Here is an 18,136-nt window from a genome sequence, read left to right as displayed (position 1 = left end):
GTGCTGTGCAGCGAAAGGTAATGGCATACTGGGAAACAGTCTTGCTATGATGTTCATAATTTGCTATAATATATAGGTCTTTTATAACGTGGCTGTAGCTCAGACGGATAGAGCGGTTGCCTCCTAAGCAATAGGCCGCAGGTTCGACTCCTGCCAGTCACACCATATGAAATTAATATTCTTAGAGTTCTGCACCCAATTGTTAAATGCTCACTGAGAGCAAATTGGAGGCAAACATAGAAATTAAAAAGCCGGTAGGAATTTTCCTGCTGGCTTTTTTGTTATGCAAAGCAAAAATCGGTTCTATACTAAATGTTGGGGTAAGCAAAAATTCAAGCTTACTCTGATATTATTTTTTTACAAAAAAAGAGCATAAAACAAAAAATCCGTTACAATTAAGATTTCTACACTAAAAAGGAAGGATAGATGTTTTATGCTCAATAAAACTTGGGCTATAGATTATTAAATTAAAAGGATTTAACGAATCTTTTATATAAAATATATCAAAACTTGGGTTGTTTTATATCAAGCCTTTGGCATGGGAGTCTCCAAGGGTAGCCGAAAAATAACAAATTTATCTTTTTATTTAAAAGCAGTTATAGATATTTGCGATAGAAGTATCTTGCAACCAAGGAATAGTAACAAAGTTACCATCACTAATTTTATTTATTTCTTTCAGCCATTGCTTTTCAGCTTTGACACGTGCCATTAACATAGGATTTTTCGTATTAGTCATAGAAAGGCACTGGTTTGCAATCCACCATTTATTATGCATTCCCGCCCGCAGCAGATCATCATGCAGCCTTGATGCTTCAAATACAGGTGTTGCTTCTGGCAATGTGACAATAATGACTTCTGTTTGTTGTTTATCACGCAGTCTTGGTAAAAGACGTTGCACCGAAATCGGTGTTTCACCTTTGGCCCTTTGTACTTCCCGATGATAACTCTGGGTTGAATCTAATAATAAAAGTGTATGGCCGGTTGGAGCAGTGTCGATTACGACAACTTCGTTTTCTGCCTTATCGACAATATCAGCAAAAGCTCTGAATATGGCAATTTCTTGTGTACAAGGAGATTTTAAATCTTCTTCAATGTAAGCAATGTCTTCATCATTCATCGTCTCACGTGCTTTTTCAAGTACTTCTGTTTGGTAATGTAGCAATTCCTGTTTCTCATCAATGTGACTAAATGTTATATTTGCCGATTTCTGAATAACGTAGCGCAGGTGATCGGCGGGATCCGTTGAGGTTAAACGTACCTTTGTTCCTTTCTTGGCAAGGGCTAAAGCAATTACGGCTGCTAGGGTAGTTTTACCAACACCGCCCTTGCCCATTGTGAAAATTACCTTTTTTCCTGTTTTATATAAATCTTCGACTAATAAATGAATTGATAAATGTTCTTCCAATTTTATTGGTGCGACAGTTTTTTTATATGTATCATGTTGAAAAAATGCCCGGATATTATCTAACCCTAAAATGTTGTAAGAACGGAGTGGTAAGAAAAAAGTTTTGAGTTTTTTCAGGGTATGGGGCATATTTTCCATGGATATGTGCTGTTTAGCAGATATTTTTTGTGAAATATCATCGGAAGTTTCAATTAAGACACCATTAATAATCAAGAACTGATTATCAATTCCTAATTCATGCAATTCGATACTTGAGCGCTCTGCTTCCAATAAAGGTGTTGTTTCTGGTCTTGCAATCAAAAGAAGCGTTGTTTTCATAGGGTTTGATAAATTATTGACAGCAATTTGATACATAGTTTTTTTCTCTTTAAGTCCTGCAAGCTGTCCTAGACAAGAGGCGCCATGTGTACTTTTATTGATAAAATTACTCCAAGCTGAAGGAAGTTGCAACATACGCAGTGTATGTCCAGTTGGCGCTGTATCAAAAATGATATGATCATAGTATTCTTTGGTAACACGGTCAGTAATAAAATGAGCGAATTGGTCAAACGCGGCTATCTCAGTGGTACAAGAACCAGAAAGCTGTTCTTCCATGTTCGTAAGAACATTTTCAGGCAGTTTTGTACGATAGGGAGCAATAACGGCCTCTCTGTATTCTCTTGCTGCTTCTTCTGGATTAAGGTTGGCAACGGTAAGATTGGGAACACCGTCAATCACAACACCCTTACCGCTGAGCGTGGTATGGAAAACGTCCTGTAAATTAGAGGCAGGATCAGTACTGACCAAAAGAACTTTTTTACCATGGTCTGCTAAATTGACAGCTACGGCACAAGCTGTAGAAGTTTTACCAACACCACCCTTGCCAGTAAAAAATAAGTATTTTGTAAGGTTTATCTTGCTTGGAGCAAATGTTTCTTGCAGGATATCCGCCATATTAGCACTTCCCTTTAGTGTTACAACAGCAGCCATCATCCTTTTTCATCTGCTTTATTTCAATATTTACACCAAGCCATTCGGCTAGTTCACTATTGCTTGGATAACTCTTTGTTTTAATAACGTTGCCATCAACAAGCGTTACAGGCAAAACTTCAGCTCCCTTTTCTTGCAGTATCTTATTGATTAGCTTATTATCAACAAAACACTGTGGTTCATTAGCCAGATTATGCCGTTCGATAAGGATACCTTTTTCTTTTAAAGAATTAATTACCGTTGCCATTCGTAAAAGCTCAGGATCGATTGATGGACCACATACACCTGTAGTACAACACATTGCCGGATCAAAAATTTCAACCTTTTTCATCTAAATTAGCTCCTTTTCATTTTTCTTTTTTGTCGCAATAACCATTTTTTTGTGCTAGCCATTTATTTAAGTTTGCTAGATCTTCTTTGTACAGATTTATGCATCGCAAATTGTCAAAAACTAAGCTGTTAATGAATTTTAAGCGTTCATCTTTTTCTAAAGCATAATATGCCCACTGTGCCTGCTTTCTGTCTTTTACTAGTCCGGCATTTTTCATATAAATCAAATGCCGGGATGCTTTTGCCTGGGTAATCTGTAAAGTTTCCATAATGTCACAAACGCATAGTTCTCGCTCATATAGTAGATTCAATATTCTTAATCGCGTTTCATCGGATAGTGCTTTTAAAACGTCTACTAGCTTTTTCACATATGTCCTCCTTATATATAATTGCGTACTCGAATAATCGCTTATACAATTATAATATTACTATTAATCTATAATTGCAACCTAAACAAATAAATTTTTATAAAAATTTACTGATAGAGATAAAAATAGTCTGCGTGTATAGATCTTATACACGCAAAATAATCCAATGATAAAGATACACTTATCATCGGATTATTTATGAGAAGATAAAAAAGAATGTGGCGGAATGTATTTTCCTTGTTTATTTAATAGCGTATTTTTATATCAATTATTTTGGCTGTAGTTGATATAAGTAAAAGATTGTTTTTTCTTAGTACTGTGGTTTTCAACATGAGTGGTATCCCAATAGACTGTAGCATCAATATTATAGTCATTTTTTAATTGAGAAGTAAAATTTTGAATAGCATTTTGTGTTTCTTTGAAATGTGGACTTACCTTGGGAACAATCTTTAAGAAGGCAACTTGTTTTTCTGGACCAAAATCATATATATATAAAGCTTTCATGTCACCTAAAACATAGTATTTTTTTATAACAGTTGAAATTTCTTCTATCGTTTTTTGTTGACAGAGTTGCCGAGTAACAAATCCAGATGTTCTTTGAAGGAAGTTATGCCAGCTCCTAAAATCATAATGGCAATTATAAATCCTGCGATACCATCAACGGGCAATGATGTAAATTGTGAAGTGAGCAATGACAGTAAAGCAGCAGTAGTTACACCAGCATCAGCTAAACTGTCTTTTAATGTAGCATTTAAAACGGCTGAATCAAATTTGCTGTTTATAACATGAATATAAAAGGCAAAGATTAATTTTACTATTATTGCAAATATCTGGGCAAATAGAAGTTTGGTTGTTAGCATAGAGGGTTCTGGGGATAGCATACGCATAATAGAAAATTTTCCTACTGATAATGCTGTTATAATTATTAGCAAGGCAACGATAAAACCACTAATGTATTCCATTCGCCCATATCCGTATGGGTGTTTGGTATCTGCATCTTTTCCGCTTAAATAAAAACCAACTGTTGTCACAAGAGAAGAGATACAGTCCCCAAGGTTATTAAAACCGTCAGCAATGACAGAAACACTATTGCTTAATAATCCTAGTGTTAATTTTAAGAAGAATAGGCAGGCATTAACTGCTATGCCGATAATACCTGCCAGTTGGCCAATTCTTTGGCGCTCACTAATATGTGTATTTTGGGGGAACTTTTTTTGAATCATTTTTCACCTATTCACTGTACTAATATTGGTAGTTCTTTATAGTGTTATATATATTATGGACATGTGGATTCATCATGATGATTAGCAGTATGATCGTTTCCGTCTTTCTGTCCATGTAGAGAATCTTTATTTCCGTTTAAACCATGATGGTAATTGTGCCAATTTTCAATAAGCCTGCTTAATAATTGGACTAAGAGCTGCTGCTCATCTTCCGATAAAACGGAAAATAATTTAGTCGTCACTGCTTGGTGACTGTCAGCATATTCAGCGGCTACTGCTTCACCTAGATCAGTTATTTCAACATCAATGCTGCGTTTATTATTAGCTGCTTTGGTTCGATTGATGAGTCGTTTACTTTCTAATTTAGTTAATAACTCACTTAAAGAAGCAGCGCGGATTTGCAATATGTCCAGTAAGTCATGTTGTGTAATTTTATCGCTGGATGCCAGCAATGAAAGTATGCGTTGCTGGCTTGGGTGCATACCGCCACTTTGATGATGACCACGACTTAATGCGTGAGAGCAGCGTAAAAAGAGTGAGTAAAGTTTTTCTGAAATAAGATTTGGATTTTTATTACCAAGAGAGTTAGTATTCATTTTTTCCTCCGTAAAAATTATTTATTAGGTACCTAACAAATGTTATCGTAACATAAAAAAAAATAAGTGTCAAGCATTATTTTCAGGTACCTAATATAATAAAATTTATTTACAAAATATTATATGAGCTGGGCAGAACTGTAAATTAATTTTGCTGCTATACATGGTTTATATGTTTGTGTGCGTGACTTAGTTTCTGCAGGGATGTCTATATAATTTACTAAACAGCATGCTTGCAAGAGCTAAAGCGGTGTGCTATAATTACTAACTGATATAGTTTAGGAGAAATGAGGTGTGTTATATGAAAAAGGGAATACATCCTGATTATAAAGAAGCGACAGTTGTTTGCGGCTGCGGCAATACTTTTAAAACCGGATCCGTAAAGGAAAACCTTCGCGTTGATATATGTTCAAAATGTCATCCGTTTTATACGGGACGTCAGCGTGAATCTGCTGCCGGTGGTAGAATTGAAAAATTTAACAAACGTTACGGAACAAAATAATATTTGTTATGGGCGGCAGAGCAGCAATGCTCTGCTTCATTTATATATAGAATTATTTAACTTATAGGGCAAAGGAGCTTAGTGGTGAAAGAAAAATGCTGTACCAGAATGAATATAGGCGGGCAGGCTGTCATTGAAGGCGTGATGATGCGTGGTGCTAAATATGTAGCTACAGCTGTTCGCGAACCGTCAGGCGAGATTTGCGTAAAAAAAGGACCTGTAAATTCACTCGGCGATAAATATCCTATTTTGAAAAAACCTTTTCTGCGAGGTGTCCTCTCACTCTGTGAATCTTTAGTAATCGGCATGCGTTCACTTTCCTATTCTGCTAAGATGGCAGGAGAAGATGAAGATGATAAGCTTTCGGATAAAGATATGGCAGTTACTATTTTTGTATCTATCGCAGCGGCGATTTTGTTATTTGTGGTTATCCCAACGGCTGCGGCAAGATTTTTTCCAACCAATGATCCTTTTTATATGAATTTGGGAGAAGGAATATTACGGTTGGCAATATTTCTTATATATATATACGGAATATCAAAAGTGAAGGACATCCACCGTGTTTTTCAGTATCATGGAGCTGAACATAAGACGATTTTTGCTTATGAAGCAGGTGTTCCACTTACCCCTGAAAATATCCAAAAATTTTCCCGGTTTCATCCGCGTTGTGGTACTTCTTTTCTACTGATCGTTATGTTGGTTAGTATAGTGATATTTGCCTTTTTAGGCTGGCCGGACCTGATCTATAGAATATTGTCACGTGTTGTGCTATTGCCTGTTGTAGCTGGTGTGTCATATGAAATTATCAGATTTTCTGGACGCTCGAAAAATCCGCTTGTCCATATTGCTATTTTACCGGGACTGTGGTTACAGCGTCTTACGACGAAAGAACCTGATGCATCAATGATAGAGGTAGCGGTTAAGGCGGTAGAAGCAGTTGTTGTCGAAACGCAGGAAGAACCTGCAAAGGCATATGAAGAAAAATCGTCATCGTTTACACAACTAGTTGATAATAATTGATATATGGGAAAGGGAATAAGCGTTCGTGTTAGAAAAGTTAGCTGCAATTGAAAATAAATATTTGGAATTGGAATCATTGATAAGTGATCCTGATATTTTAGCGGATGTACCACGTTGGCAAAAATACAACCAGGAACATGCCGCACTCAGCGAGATCGTGGAGAAGTACAGGCAGTATAAAAAGGCATGTAACGAATTAAGTGAAAATAAGGCAATGCTCGCTGAAGAAGATGACAATGAATTTAAAAAATTATTGGAAACAGAAATAGCTTCATTGCAAAAGGAAAAGGAAGCTTTTGAAAAAGAGCTTCCCCTTTTACTTTTACCTAAAGATCCCAACGATACTAAAAATGTCATAATTGAAATACGCGGTGGTGTAGGCGGTGACGAAGCGGCCTTATTTGCCGGAGATTTGTTTCGCATGTATTCACGTTATGCGGAAATGAAGGGGTGGAAAACCGAAATTCTTGATGCAAATGCTACTGAGCTGGGCGGTTTCAAGGAAGTTTCTTTTTGTATTGAAGGCCGTGGCGCGTACAGCCGCCTGAAATATGAAAGCGGGACTCACCGTGTGCAGCGTGTGCCGGAAACAGAATCCAGCGGCAGGATACATACCTCTGCTGTGACGGTAGCAGTATTGCCGGAAGTGGAAGATGTAGAAATAGACATAAAGCAGTCCGATTTGCGTATAGATACATATAGAGCAAGTGGAGCTGGCGGACAGTATGTCAATAAGACAGATTCGGCAATCCGCATTACACATATTCCCACAGGCATTGTCGTCCAATGCCAGGATGAAAAATCACAGTTGAAAAACAAAGAAAAGGCCATGCGTGTCCTGCGTGCCAGAATCAATGATGAAGCCCAGAAAGCACAGCAGAAAGAAATTGCTGCTGATAGAAAAAGTCAGGTAGGTTCGGGTGACCGGAGCCAACGAATCAGAACTTATAATTTTCCGCAGGGGCGTGTTACAGATCACCGTATCGGTATGACATTGCATAAACTTGATGCTGTTTTAAACGGTGAGCTTGATGAGTTGATAAATGCGCTTATTACGGCTGACCAAGCGGAAAGATTACAGCAGGTCAAATAAATATATGACGCAAAACAAGACATATGCCGGCAACGGGAAAATATGGACTATCGGTACAATTTTGAAATGGACGCAGGAATATTTTTCGGCGAAGGGAATTGATTCTCCGCGGCTTGATGCAGAGGTGCTGCTTTCTTATCTTTTAGGCAAAGAAAGAATATATCTGTACGTGCATTTTGATGAACCCTTGCAGGAAAATGAGCTTATCAAATTTCGCGAGCTGGTAAAAAAAAGGGCAGCACGTATACCGGTGGCTTACTTGACAGGGCAAAAAGAATTTATGGGGATGCCGTTTAAGGTAAACAGGCATGTTCTGGTGCCCCGTCCGGAAACTGAACTTTTGGTAGAGTGTGCTATCGAACGTCTGCCCAGTGAGCAGACAGCTGTGTTTGCAGATATTGGTACGGGCAGCGGCGCTATAGCGATATCGCTTGTTAAGCTAAGAAAAAATCTTCATGGGTACGCAGTCGATATCTCAGCAGAGGCAATAGCAGCAGCACAAGAAAATGCAGGGATTCTTCATGTTGAAGATAAAATTGAATTTTTGCAGGGAGATTTATTGCAACCGTTGCGGGATATACCAGATAGAGAACCATTGGCAGCTATTGTTGCTAATCCACCATATATTCCGCTTGCTGACATGGATACATTGGAACCGGAAGTGCGCGCGTATGAACCAGCTGATGCGTTGACAGACGGCGCTGACGGTCTTAATTTTTATCGGCGTCTTTTAGAAGAAAGTAAGGAATTACTAGTTGCAGATGGATTTTTGGCTTGTGAAATTGGGATAAAGCAGGCGGCATCTGTAAAAAAAATAGCAGCGGAAAATGCTTGGGGGAAAATTGAGATATTGAAAGATTTAGCGGGTATAGAACGGGTAGTCGTATTATGGAAACAGAAATAATAAAAGTAACTCCAGAGGATAACGAAGCCATAGAAAAAGCAGCAGGGCTTATAAAAAGCGGTGAAGTTGTCGCATTTCCGACGGAGACTGTTTATGGCCTTGGCGCAAACGGCCTTGATACACAGGCATCAGCAAAAATATATAGGGCAAAGGGGCGCCCTTCTGATAATCCCCTTATTTTACATATAGACAGTGTCGAAATGTTATCTATGGTAACAAAGAAAATGCCGCCTATGGCGGTAAAAATATTGTCGGCATTTTGTCCTGGTCCGGTGACAATGATTGTACCCAAGAAAGAGACAATACCTGATACTATCACAGGTGGGTTGTCTACCGTTGGGGTAAGGATGCCTGCTAATCCTATTGCCAGAAAACTTATAAACCTGTCCGGTGTACCAATAGCCGCGCCCAGCGCCAATATTTCAGGCCGCCCCAGTCCGACTACGGCGGCATCGGTATATCGTGATATGAAAGGCCGCATTCCCTTGATTTTAGATGGTGGCGCCGCGGGATTTGGCGTTGAATCCACTATAATTGACTGTACTGAGGAAGTTCCTGTTATTTTACGCCCCGGAGCAGTTACCAAGGAAATGCTGGAAGAAATTTTTGCTGAAGTGCGTATAGATCCAGCCTTGACCAAAAAAGATGAAATACCAAAAGCTCCTGGTATGAAGTATCGTCATTATGCGCCAAAAGCTCCTTTGGTTTTGTTCGAAGGGAAAAAAGAAGCTATGCTGGGTGCATTGGCGAAGGCATTGAAGAAGTACCAGGGAGAAGGCCAAAAAGTAGGTATCATAGCAAGTAGTGAAGTTATAAAAGCACTGGCTTATGATGCTGTATATGATTATGGCAGCAATAAAAACCTTTATGCGATTGCCTCTAATTTATATAATGCTTTACTTTATTTTGATGATAAAGATATAGATATTATTTTGGCGGAGGGAACAACGCAAAAGGGGATTGGCCTTGCGATTATGAACCGCCTGAAAAAAGCAAGCGGGCAAAATATCATAAAAATTTAATTAACGATAACGCAATAGGACTAAGGTTTTATTGATAATATTTATTATGGGTTAAATGTAAAAATTTGCCATTAGATAACACGGTATGTTAAAATTATCTTAAAAAAAGATAGGTGGTGGAGAGGCATCCATAAATTGGATGCTGATTTTTATGAAACTTGTTATTGGCTGTGATCAGGGTGCGTTGGAACTAAAGGAACATGTGAAGGAAGTATTGAAGGAGTTTACTGATATAACTGTGGAAGATGTAGGCACCTATACTACAGATTCAGTGGATTATCCAGATATAGCGGAAAAAATATGTGCTAAAATCACTTCGGGAGAAGCTGATAGAGGTATAGCGCTTTGTGGCACAGGTATAGGGATTTCTATTGCATGCAATAAAGTCAAAGGTATCCGTGCTGCACTTTGCCATAATGTTTTTACAGCACGTATGTCGCGCCAGCATAATAATGCCAATGTTCTGGCAATGGGCGGCAGGGATGTAGGTTTTGGCCCGGCAACTGAAATGGTACGTGTCTGGGTGAAAGAAAAATTTTTGGGTGGTCGTCATGAACGCCGTGTAAATAAGATTATGGCGATAGCAGATAAACGAAATAGCTGATAATTGAGTAGGTTTTTCTTAGGGGGATATAAATGAATCTTGTGGACGATTTGGAGAAAGTTGATCTGGAGATAAGTAATGCTATAAATGCCGAATTGGAACGACAGCGCAATAAGCTTGAATTTATTGCTTCGGAAAACATAGTAAGCCGTGCAGTAATGCAAGCGCAGGGCAGTGTCCTGACCAATAAATATGCGGAAGGATATCCAGGGAAACGGTATTATGGTGGTTGTGAATGTGTCGATGTAGTGGAACAGCTGGCAATTGATCGTGTAAAAAAATTATTCGGCGCTGAATATGCAAATGTACAACCTCATTCCGGGGCACAGGCCAACATGGCTGTTTTCTTCGCTCTCCTATACCCTGGCGATACTGTGCTTGGCATGAACCTTACTGACGGCGGACATCTTACACATGGTAGTCCGGTTAATATCTCCGGTAAGTATTTTAATGTTATACCGTATGGTGTTGATAAAAAAACAGAACGCATTGATTATGATGCATTGCAGGAACTTGCCCAGAAGCATCATCCGAAGATGATTGTCGCTGGTGCGAGTGCATATGCGCGGATAATTGATTTTCGGCGTTTATCATCGATTGCCAAATCGGTAGGGGCATACTTGATGGTAGATATGGCACATATTGCCGGTCTTGTAGCCGCTGGGTTGCATCCAAACCCTATAGAATATGCCGATGTAGTTACATCAACAACACATAAAACGCTGCGTGGACCGCGCGGTGGTATTATACTTTGCCGTGATGCTGAATTTGGGAAAAAATTCAATAAGGCAGTTTTTCCGGGAACCCAGGGCGGCCCTTTAATGCATGTAATCGCAGCCAAGGCTGTAGCTTTTAAGGAAGCACTTAGTGATGAATTTAAAGAATATCAGCGGCAGATTATAAAAAATGCACGTGCTTTGGCAGAAGCTTTGACAAAAGAAGGGTTTCGTATTGTTTCTGGCGGTACGGACAACCATTTGATGCTTGTCGATCTTAGAAATAAAAACATCACTGGTAAAGATGCGGAAAAATTACTTGATGATGTAGGTATTACCGTAAATAAAAATACAATACCATTTGAACCGTTGAGCCCATTTGTGACAAGCGGAATAAGACTTGGTACACCAGCACTAACAACTCGCGGTTTTAAAGAAAAAGATATGGAAGAAGCAGCCAGCATAATGGCTATAGTATTAAATAATCCAAATGACGAAAGTAAAATGGCAGAAGCGGTAAAGCGCGTAAAAACTTTATGTGAAAAATATCCTTTATACTGAGTCAAGGGAGAATGAAAATGACAGATGATTTAAAGATAAGTATTATTGACCATCCGCTGGTGCAGCATAAGCTGACGCTGATGCGTATGGAAGAAACGGGTACTAAAGATTTTAGGGAACTCTTAGAAGAAATCTCCATGCTGATGGCTTACGAAATAACACGTGATCTGCCGCTTGTCGATGTGCAGATAAAGACACCAGTGGCTGAATGTACTTCAAAGACACTTGATGGTAAAAAACTAGGCCTTATTCCTATCCTGCGTGCTGGTCTCGGTATGGTGGATGGGATTGTCAAACTCATACCGACGATAAAAATCGGTCATGTTGGCATGTACAGGGATCCTAAAACATTAAAACCTGTCGAATATTATTGCAAGCTGCCTAAGGATGTTGCTGAACGCACCTTGATCGTAATCGATCCGATGCTGGCAACGGGTGGTTCTGCTGCGTCGGCACTTTCCCTGCTCAAGAAAAAAGGAGCTAAACATATTATTTATTTGTGCCTTGTTTCTGCTCCTGAAGGAATAAGGACTATAAATAAATTACATCCTGATATTAAAATCTATACAGCTTCAGTCGACAAACGACTTAATGAACATGGTTATATAGTTCCTGGACTTGGCGATGCAGGCGATAGATTATTCGGTACATTATAAGCTTAGACCATAAAAGTATCGATTATTCGTTTGGAGAAAAATATGGATAAATACAACCGTCCTGGTTGGACGGAATATTTCCTTGATATAGCGAAAGCTGTGGGGCGTCGAGCTACTTGCTTTCGCCGTCGTTATGGGGCAATTATTGTCAAGGATAAAATAATAGTAAGTACAGGTTATAACGGAGCACCGCGCGGCGAGGCCAATTGTATTGATACGGGTGTTTGCGAGCGTGAGCGGCAGCATGTTCCCAAGGGACAGCGATATGAACTTTGTGTGGCAGTACATGCTGAACAAAACGCGATAATTGCTGCTGATCCTGTCAAAATGAAGGATGCGGTAATTTATATCGTCGGCTATAATGAGGATGGTACACTGGCATCAGGAAAACCATGTCTTTTATGCAGAAGAATGATATGCAATGCTATGATCGGTAAAGTAGTTTATTTGGAAACAGATGGTTCGGTCGTGGAAGCTGATCCCAGAAAAATATATTGATATATTCTTTGGGTTAGGCTAATATAAGAGCAGTATCAATATCAAATAAAAAAACAAAACTGATGTTCAGCAAAGTTTGATTTTAAATGGAGTTTTCTGTGAAGGGTTTAGTGCTGGACTTGATGAGCTTATTTGCAAACGGTCAGTTCAATTTGCATGGTAAATCTGTTTGCAGATGGTAGTATTGTTTGCTTATAGTAAAGGAAGTGCGCTGTAAATATGCCGAGTTCTTTTTTGGCTTTTGTTATCTCATTGGTTATCGTTTTACTGATAATGCCACTGGTAATAAAATTTGCTGTTAAAACGGATGCGATGGATGCACCAAACAAAAGAAAAGTACATTGTCAGCCAATTCCTCGCCTTGGCGGGTTGGGAATATACATTGGATTTTTAGCAGCTGTGCTGATCTTATCACTTACTACTGATGTAGTGGCTGGGCACGGAATGGATTTAGCGGGACTACTGATCGGGGGAACTTTTATCGTCATAATCGGTATTATCGACGATTATAAAAATCTACCCGCAAAAGTGAAGCTTATCGGCCAAATCGCTGCTGCGTGTATCATGGCATCCTTTGATGTGCGGATTGATTTTTTGACAAACCCCTTCGGTGATTGGATATTTTTAGAATATTTGTCGGTACTGGTTACTGTTTTCTGGATTGTCGGTCTTACTAATACGGTAAATCTTATTGATGGTTTAGACGGACTTGCCGCCGGTGTTTCTACCATTGCTTCAATAACGTTGCTTCTGGTGGGATATCAGCAGGGGGATGCATTTGTTGTTTTCATCACTGCGGCTTTAGCTGGTTCTGCTTTAGGTTTTTTGAAGTATAATTTCAATCCTGCGCGTATTTTTATGGGTGATACTGGCAGCATGTTTTTAGGTTTTATATTAGCTGGAGTTTCCATAATCGGCGTTGTAAAAAGTGCTACGACAATTGCCTTGATAGTACCTATTTTAGCATTGGGACTGCCTATTTTGGACACCACCTTTGCGATAATAAGAAGGTACCGGAGCGGTGTTCCTATTTTTAAACCAGATAAAGGACATCTTCATCATAGACTTTTAGATTTAGGTTTTACGCAACGGCAGGCAGTGCTGTTGATGTATGTATTCAGTAGTTTTTTAGGGTTGAGTGCTATAGCACTGACACAGGTTAGTGAATATGCCGGCGGGATAATATTATTATTCATATTGCTGGTAATTATTTATGGCGCAAAAAAGATTGGGATATTCCATCCGAAAAATAATATTCATACCTGACATTTTATGCTGTTTGGCGGCAGGAGGAAGGATCATGAAGGAAAAAATCAAAGTAATGACTGTTTTCGGTACGAGGCCGGAGGCAATTAAGATGGCTCCGGTAATACTGGAATTGGCTAAAAGTGACAAAATAGACCCCGTTATAGCAGTTACGGCACAGCACAGAGAGATGCTTGACCAGGTATTGCAGCTTTTTAACATAAAACCTGATTATGATCTCAACATCATGGCTGCTGGACAGACACTTTTTGATATAACCACTAAAGCTATGCAGGGGCTTGATAAGATTTTAACGAAAGAAAATCCTGATATGGTGCTAGTCCATGGTGACACGACAACAACCTTCGCGGGAGCCTTGGCAGCGTATTACCATGAAACTGCGGTAGGCCATGTCGAAGCAGGACTGAGAACAAATAATAAATATTCACCTTTTCCGGAAGAAATGAATAGAAAACTGACCGGTGCGCTTGCTGATCTTCATTTTGCACCAACACAGGTTTCCCACGAAAATCTGCGTAAGGAAAATGTTCCTGAAAAAAATATTTTTGTTACTGGCAATACGGTTATTGACGCTTTACACAGAATTGTTGGTGATGAATATAAATTTAGCAATGAAATGCTGCATGGTATAGATTACGCTAATAGGCGTATTATTTTAGTGACTACACATAGACGGGAAAATCTGGGAGAACCAATGCGTCATGTATATAAAGCCATGAAGGAAATAGTGGCAGAATATCCGGATGTAGAAGTCGTCTTTCCCGTTCATAAAAATCCCAAGGTACGGGAAGTTGTTAATGAAGAACTCGGCGGATTGGAACGTGTCCATTTAATAGATCCTTTGGACTACGAACCATTTGCTAACCTGATGCATCGCTCTTATCTTATTATGACAGATTCAGGCGGCATCCAAGAAGAAGCACCATCTTTGGGAAAACCCGTTTTGGTATTGCGTGATACTACTGAACGTCCTGAAGCTGTGGATGCTGGTACTGTCAAATTGATTGGGACAGAAAAAAAGCGTGTTTATAACGAAGTTAAATATTTACTTGATGATAAGGCAGAATATATGCGGATGGCTAGTACATGCAATCCTTATGGGGATGGTAAAGCCGCTAAAAGGATTGTTGAAGCAATTCTTTATTATTATGGCTTCACGGATGTTTTGCCTCCAGTATTCTCACCATCAGTAAAAAAATAAAGCTTTAAATTTTTTCTATAAAACGGTATTTGCTTTTCTGATAATGATGAAAAGGAGATACCGTTTATCAAATAAAGAAAGAGGTGGTTTGGAGAAAATAAACAATGTGTTATTAATGTTGAGAATATTTTTACTAATTTTATTCTAAAAAGTGTTTGCAGAATATTTACTAAAAAGAGGATGGTATTGTCAACCGTGATGAGGGCAGTATCCTATACATGTATATTATTGGTGTGGGATATCAATTAATTACATAAAGACAAAGGATGTGTTTGCTATGAATTTAAAAGCCAGAATGTATATTTCGTATGCAGTAGTAATAGTTTTAACGGGTATTATTGGGTTGTTTTCCTTGTACGCGATGGACGGTGTAAATTCCCGTTTAAATGAATTGGGCAGCCAAAAGGTACCCAGACTTTTATTGATAACTAATATAGACAAGGAACTTAGTGAATATTTAGCGGCACAGCGCAATGTGATTTTACATAGTGCTTCTTCTAATGATGATATGGCTGATATGCAAAAAGCAGAACAGGCCATAGACAAGGAATTAAACGAATTACAGGAAAAATCAATATCTACTTATAAAGGCCAAATAGCTGATACTATTTCCATATGGCAGGAATATAAAAAGCTTTCTAATGAGAGAATACAGCTTTTAAAATCGGGCCAGAATATGGAAACAGATACAATGAGAGCACAAACAGATAAATTGAAACAGGTGCGTGAGCAGCTTAACGGAGAAATTGATAAATACATAGAAGCAACAACTGCAGCTACGGTTCAAAATGTTTCAGATGGGCAGTCCCAATATACTAGAAGTAAATTTTTAACAGGCATTGGTTTATTGCTGGCAATAATAATTGGTATGGCAATAGCGACGTTTGTCACACGTTATATGAGTAAGTTTATCAATGCATTTTTGGAAGTAAGCCAAAAGGTTTCTAATGGTGACCTTAAACAGCAAATTGAATTTACTGGCAATGATGAATTCGGTGAAATGGCGACCGCTTATAATAAAACAATAGAAAATATCAGAAACCTGGTCAAGACAATCCAAAGCACGGCAAATAATGTATCAGATACAGTTTCTCAAGTATCTACAGGTGCTGACCAGTCTGCGCAGGCTATCCAAAATATAGCCCAGTCAGTGACAGTTGTAGCGCAATCGGCTGATAAACAGTCTAAAGGAATTGATCAATCAACACAGGATACTGCCAGTATAACTACTTATATGAAGGCTGTTTCAAGTGATGCTAAAACCGCGTCAAACGATGCTGAAAAAGCACTTAATACGGCTAATGAAGGTACACAGATAATGTTCTCGACTATTGAACAGATGAAACAGATTGAAGAAACTACGAAACATTCATCAAGCGTTATTTCGGCATTAGGTGACCGGTCTAAGGAGATTGGCCAGATTGTTGATACCATCTCAGGACTGGCTGGCCAGACCAATCTGTTGGCACTTAACGCAGCTATTGAAGCAGCACGTGCAGGTGAGCAGGGGAAAGGATTTGCTGTAGTAGCAGAAGAAGTCAGGAAACTGGCTGAACAATCACAGCAATCAGCTCAACAGATTGCCGAACTAATAGGCAAGATCCAGAAGGAAACGCAGGAAGCTGTAGAGGCTATATCCGCAGGCACAGGAGAAGTACAGGCTGGCATGGAATCTGCAAATAAATCAGGGGAAGCTTTTTCCAATATAATGCAGATAGCCGCTTCTGTGGCAATGCAAGTACGTGAAATGTCGGAAACAATGGAAGAAGTCGCTAAAAATGGTGATAATATCCTTTCCCGGATACAGGAAGTAAACAAAGAAACGAAAGTCGTCGCTGGAGAAATGGAAAATACCTCTGCTTCTACAGAAGAACAGACCGCTTCACTGGAAGAAATTTCTGCATCCTGCCAAAATTTGCAACAGTTAACTGATAAATTAATGAACGAAACTAAAAAGTTTAGAATTTGATATAACTGGGCTTATAGCTTGGAGAATTATGTCATGCAGGCACATGCAATTAATTTTGTAATGTGCCTGTTTTTTTGTGCAAAATCATTGATATGAAAAGGAATGCACTCTACTTAGAATGAATTTTCTGACATATTTCCAAATTCTTTTCCAAATATAGATTCTAATAGTTTTTCCTAATAAAAAGTAGGTTGAAAAGCAAATTTATCTTTTTTTATGATACTGTTAAATAAAATACGGAAATTATTAATGTTATACATTCGATTTCTTTATTTAAAGTATTATTGACATAAATAGTAAAAAAATATAATATATCAATATGATTTTGCAAAGGTATTGGCAAGATGTATACTGTTAACTATCAATTTTCAGCTATTCTAAAACAGAATTTGAAAATAAGGGAGTTGTATGATGATGAAAAGGTGTAAAGTCTCTATCTTTATGATGTTGTTAATGATAACGTTGACAGCTGTATTGGTATCTGGCTGCGGCCAGCAAAATGAAGGGGAAAAGACAAGCAGCGCAGATGCAGGCCAGCAACAAAAATTAGTGGTTTCAGCTGCAGCCAGCCTAAAGGAAACTATGAATACACTGGCGGAAGAGTACAAGAAAAAGAATCCGAATGTAGATTTGACCTTTAATTTTGCTGCAAGCGGAACTTTGCAAACACAGATTGAACAAGGCGCTCCCGCAGATATTTTTATTTCGGCCGCGCAGCAACAAATGGATGCGTTAGATAACAAAGCTTTGTTGGCGGATGGCACCCGCAAAGATCTGCTTATAAATAAAATAGTGTTGATAACACCAAAAGATAATAAAAATAATATAACCCAGCTTGCTGATATTACGACCGATAAGGTCAGCAAAATCGCTGTCGGTGATCCCAAAAGCGTACCGGCAGGACAGTATGCCGAAGAAATATTCAAAAATTTAAACTATGAAGATACAGTGAAACCAAAATCTGTCTATGGGAATGACGTACGCGCAGTGCTCGCCTGGGTTGAAAATGGTGAGGTCGATTGCGGATTAGTATATCAAACCGATGCTGCTATTTCCGATAAAGTAAAAATTGTAGCCGAAGCACCAGAAGACTCACATAAGCCGATAGTATATCCTATTGCGATATTGAAATCAACAAAAAATATGCAGGCGGCAAAAGACTTCGTCGACTTTTTGCAAACACCTGAAGCAGCAAAAATATTTGAACATTACGGCTTCAGCATGGCTGGATGA

19 protein-coding genes and 1 tRNA gene are annotated in these 18,136 nt (G+C 38.8%); 14 read left to right on the top strand and 6 right to left on the bottom strand.

The annotated features are described in order from the left end of the window. Positions 1-88 precede the first annotated feature (88 nt). Positions 89-165: transfer RNA gene (locus EDC37_RS07450), tRNA-Arg, on the top strand. Positions 166-586: 421 nt separating this feature from the next. On the opposite strand, the gene arsA is transcribed toward EDC37_RS07450, so the two are convergent. The 6 genes from arsA to EDC37_RS07420 form a co-directional block, all read right to left on the bottom strand. Next, entirely contained in the window at positions 587-2,377 is a 1,791-nt protein-coding gene (gene arsA / locus EDC37_RS07445) for an arsenical pump-driving ATPase (RefSeq protein ID WP_462139423.1), read from the bottom strand. Further along, entirely contained in the window at positions 2,340-2,705 is a 366-nt protein-coding gene (gene arsD, locus EDC37_RS07440) for an arsenite efflux transporter metallochaperone ArsD (RefSeq protein WP_132549755.1), read from the bottom strand. Before arsD ends, arsA begins: the two co-directional genes overlap by 38 nt. A 16-nt stretch (positions 2,706-2,721) precedes the next feature. Continuing rightward, positions 2,722-3,072 (bottom strand): ArsR/SmtB family transcription factor, encoded by a 351-nt coding sequence (locus EDC37_RS07435; RefSeq protein ID WP_132549752.1) that lies wholly within the window; start codon positions 3,070-3,072, stop codon positions 2,722-2,724. A gap of 264 nt (positions 3,073-3,336) precedes the next feature. Further along, positions 3,337-3,576, bottom strand: a complete 240-nt coding sequence (locus tag EDC37_RS07430) for a hypothetical protein (protein WP_132549749.1) — start codon at positions 3,574-3,576, stop codon at positions 3,337-3,339. Positions 3,577-3,620: 44 nt separating this feature from the next. Further along, entirely contained in the window at positions 3,621-4,295 is a 675-nt protein-coding gene (locus EDC37_RS07425; protein ID WP_132549746.1) for a cation diffusion facilitator family transporter, read from the bottom strand. A 53-nt stretch (positions 4,296-4,348) separates the two neighbouring features. Next, positions 4,349-4,891, bottom strand: a complete 543-nt coding sequence (locus EDC37_RS07420; RefSeq protein WP_132549743.1) for a MarR family winged helix-turn-helix transcriptional regulator — start codon at positions 4,889-4,891, stop codon at positions 4,349-4,351. Positions 4,892-5,192: 301 nt separating this feature from the next. Between EDC37_RS07420 and rpmE the strand changes: the two genes are divergently transcribed. The 13 genes from rpmE (at position 5,193) to modA (ending at position 18,136) form a co-directional block, all read left to right on the top strand. Next, a complete protein-coding gene (gene rpmE, locus EDC37_RS07415) occupies positions 5,193-5,393 on the top strand; it encodes a 50S ribosomal protein L31 (protein ID WP_132549740.1) in 201 nt (66 codons plus the stop codon). A gap of 108 nt (positions 5,394-5,501) precedes the next feature. Beyond that, complete coding sequence (locus EDC37_RS07410; protein ID WP_132549841.1) at positions 5,502-6,413, top strand: DUF1385 domain-containing protein; 912 nt, start codon at positions 5,502-5,504, stop codon at positions 6,411-6,413. A gap of 25 nt (positions 6,414-6,438) precedes the next feature. Next, positions 6,439-7,506 carry a peptide chain release factor 1 gene (gene prfA / locus EDC37_RS07405; protein ID WP_132549737.1) on the top strand — a complete coding sequence of 356 codons (1,068 nt, stop codon included), beginning with the start codon at positions 6,439-6,441 and terminating at the stop codon, positions 7,504-7,506. Positions 7,507-7,510: 4 nt separating this feature from the next. Next, the gene (gene prmC, locus EDC37_RS07400; RefSeq protein ID WP_132549734.1) at positions 7,511-8,410 is read left to right on the top strand and encodes a peptide chain release factor N(5)-glutamine methyltransferase; all 900 of its coding nucleotides are present in this window, start codon (positions 7,511-7,513) and stop codon (positions 8,408-8,410) included. Then, on the top strand, positions 8,395-9,432 hold the full coding sequence (locus EDC37_RS07395; protein WP_132549731.1) for an L-threonylcarbamoyladenylate synthase: 1,038 nt from the start codon (positions 8,395-8,397) through the stop codon (positions 9,430-9,432). Before prmC ends, EDC37_RS07395 begins: the two co-directional genes overlap by 16 nt. Before the next feature lie 151 nt (positions 9,433-9,583). Next, positions 9,584-10,036: a ribose 5-phosphate isomerase B gene (rpiB, locus tag EDC37_RS07390; RefSeq protein ID WP_132549728.1), complete on the top strand. Its 453-nt coding sequence runs from the start codon at positions 9,584-9,586 to the stop codon at positions 10,034-10,036. A 32-nt stretch (positions 10,037-10,068) separates the two neighbouring features. Next, entirely contained in the window at positions 10,069-11,313 is a 1,245-nt protein-coding gene (glyA, locus tag EDC37_RS07385; protein WP_132549725.1) for a serine hydroxymethyltransferase, read from the top strand. Positions 11,314-11,330: 17 nt separating this feature from the next. Further along, positions 11,331-11,969 (top strand): uracil phosphoribosyltransferase, encoded by a 639-nt coding sequence (gene upp, locus EDC37_RS07380; RefSeq protein WP_132549722.1) that lies wholly within the window; start codon positions 11,331-11,333, stop codon positions 11,967-11,969. A 42-nt stretch (positions 11,970-12,011) separates the two neighbouring features. Next, positions 12,012-12,467 carry a deoxycytidylate deaminase gene (locus tag EDC37_RS07375; protein WP_132549719.1) on the top strand — a complete coding sequence of 152 codons (456 nt, stop codon included), beginning with the start codon at positions 12,012-12,014 and terminating at the stop codon, positions 12,465-12,467. A gap of 219 nt (positions 12,468-12,686) precedes the next feature. Beyond that, complete coding sequence (locus EDC37_RS07370) at positions 12,687-13,733, top strand: glycosyltransferase family 4 protein (RefSeq protein ID WP_132549716.1); 1,047 nt, start codon at positions 12,687-12,689, stop codon at positions 13,731-13,733. Positions 13,734-13,767: 34 nt separating this feature from the next. Beyond that, positions 13,768-14,934 (top strand): non-hydrolyzing UDP-N-acetylglucosamine 2-epimerase, encoded by a 1,167-nt coding sequence (wecB, locus tag EDC37_RS07365; protein ID WP_132549713.1) that lies wholly within the window; start codon positions 13,768-13,770, stop codon positions 14,932-14,934. A gap of 277 nt (positions 14,935-15,211) precedes the next feature. Beyond that, positions 15,212-16,903, top strand: a complete 1,692-nt coding sequence (locus EDC37_RS07360; RefSeq protein WP_132549710.1) for a methyl-accepting chemotaxis protein — start codon at positions 15,212-15,214, stop codon at positions 16,901-16,903. A 408-nt stretch (positions 16,904-17,311) separates the two neighbouring features. Next, positions 17,312-18,136: a molybdate ABC transporter substrate-binding protein gene (gene modA / locus EDC37_RS07355; RefSeq protein ID WP_330998892.1), complete on the top strand. Its 825-nt coding sequence runs from the start codon at positions 17,312-17,314 to the stop codon at positions 18,134-18,136.

The organism is Pectinatus cerevisiiphilus (genome assembly GCF_004341685.1).
Lineage (GTDB): Bacteria > Bacillota > Negativicutes > Selenomonadales > Selenomonadaceae > Pectinatus > Pectinatus cerevisiiphilus.
This window is presented reverse-complemented; position numbering and strand designations above follow the sequence as displayed.

Coding starts and splice junctions, on each gene's coding strand:
- EDC37_RS07370 (WP_132549716.1), top strand. CDS start 12,687: ATGCCGAGTTCTTTTTTGGCTTTTGTTATCTCATTGGTTATCGTTTTA.
- arsD (WP_132549755.1), bottom strand. CDS start 2,705: ATGAAAAAGGTTGAAATTTTTGATCCGGCAATGTGTTGTACTACAGGT.
- EDC37_RS07420 (WP_132549743.1), bottom strand. CDS start 4,891: ATGAATACTAACTCTCTTGGTAATAAAAATCCAAATCTTATTTCAGAA.
- upp (WP_132549722.1), top strand. CDS start 11,331: ATGACAGATGATTTAAAGATAAGTATTATTGACCATCCGCTGGTGCAG.
- EDC37_RS07395 (WP_132549731.1), top strand. CDS start 8,395: ATGGAAACAGAAATAATAAAAGTAACTCCAGAGGATAACGAAGCCATA.
- modA (WP_330998892.1), top strand. CDS start 17,312: ATGATGATGAAAAGGTGTAAAGTCTCTATCTTTATGATGTTGTTAATG.
- rpmE (WP_132549740.1), top strand. CDS start 5,193: ATGAAAAAGGGAATACATCCTGATTATAAAGAAGCGACAGTTGTTTGC.
- wecB (WP_132549713.1), top strand. CDS start 13,768: ATGAAGGAAAAAATCAAAGTAATGACTGTTTTCGGTACGAGGCCGGAG.
- prmC (WP_132549734.1), top strand. CDS start 7,511: ATGACGCAAAACAAGACATATGCCGGCAACGGGAAAATATGGACTATC.
- EDC37_RS07410 (WP_132549841.1), top strand. CDS start 5,502: ATGAATATAGGCGGGCAGGCTGTCATTGAAGGCGTGATGATGCGTGGT.
- arsA (WP_462139423.1), bottom strand. CDS start 2,377: ATGATGGCTGCTGTTGTAACACTAAAGGGAAGTGCTAATATGGCGGAT.
- EDC37_RS07360 (WP_132549710.1), top strand. CDS start 15,212: ATGAATTTAAAAGCCAGAATGTATATTTCGTATGCAGTAGTAATAGTT.
- EDC37_RS07375 (WP_132549719.1), top strand. CDS start 12,012: ATGGATAAATACAACCGTCCTGGTTGGACGGAATATTTCCTTGATATA.
- EDC37_RS07425 (WP_132549746.1), bottom strand. CDS start 4,295: ATGATTCAAAAAAAGTTCCCCCAAAATACACATATTAGTGAGCGCCAA.
- glyA (WP_132549725.1), top strand. CDS start 10,069: ATGAATCTTGTGGACGATTTGGAGAAAGTTGATCTGGAGATAAGTAAT.
- rpiB (WP_132549728.1), top strand. CDS start 9,584: ATGAAACTTGTTATTGGCTGTGATCAGGGTGCGTTGGAACTAAAGGAA.
- EDC37_RS07430 (WP_132549749.1), bottom strand. CDS start 3,576: ATGAAAGCTTTATATATATATGATTTTGGTCCAGAAAAACAAGTTGCC.